The organism is Pseudomonas sp. P5_B2, from assembly GCF_056400445.1.
Window position 1 is genome coordinate 1 of record NZ_JBFULH010001353.1, and the last position, 681, is coordinate 681.

Genomic DNA, 681 nt, shown 5'->3' on the forward strand with positions numbered 1-681 from the left:
CATGAAAGTGTCGGCATTATGCCCCAAGGCTTGAAGTCGTGTGCCGTGCCATACCCCTCTAATCCGCTATTTTTTTACCGGCGGTCAGCCATGCCCCCCAGAGAATCGGGCAATTAGTGGCTTAAACTGCTAAAGTGCCGCCCGTTATTACTTTTGAGGATTGTTCCAATGGCGACTAACCGTTCCCAGCGTCTGCGCAAAAAATTGTGCGTCGATGAATTTCAAGAGCTGGGTTTCGAACTGAACCTGGATTTCAAAGAAGATTTGGCTGATGAAGCCATTGATGCTTTCCTCGACGCGTTCCTGAAAGAAGCCATGGAAGCCAACGGTCTGGGCTATGTTGGCGGCGACGACTTCGGTCTGGTTTGCCTGCAGAAGCGTGGCTCGGTATCCGAAGAGCAGCGTGCTGCTGTTGAAGCCTGGCTCAAAGGCCGCAGCGAACTGACAGAAGCAACCGTCAGCCCGCTGATCGACGTCTGGTACCCGGAAAAGCCGATCAATCCGGTCGCTTGATGTCATGGCTTGATGTCATAAAAGAAGCGGCGACCCAAGGGTCGCCGTTTTTTTATGCGCGGATTAAAAGCACGCAGCCTCGTTTCACTCGACAGCTGCTACAGGATGAACGCATTCCATGTCGCAGCTGTGTAGCAGGTGTGTAGCAGCTGTCGAGCGAAGCGAGGC

The 681-nt window shown here is 53.3% G+C and carries 1 protein-coding gene; it reads left to right on the forward strand.

The window, feature by feature from the left end:
- The first annotated feature begins 168 nt into the window (after positions 1-168).
- Positions 169-513: a YggL family protein gene (locus AC1DRJ_RS31180; RefSeq protein ID WP_007896965.1), complete on the forward strand. Its 345-nt coding sequence runs from the start codon at positions 169-171 to the stop codon at positions 511-513.
- The last annotated feature ends 168 nt before the right edge of the window (positions 514-681 follow it).

Excerpts from the sequence above, each read along its gene's own strand:
- AC1DRJ_RS31180 (WP_007896965.1), top strand. The coding sequence starts at position 169 with ATGGCGACTAACCGTTCCCAGCGTCTGCGCAAAAAATTGTGCGTCGAT.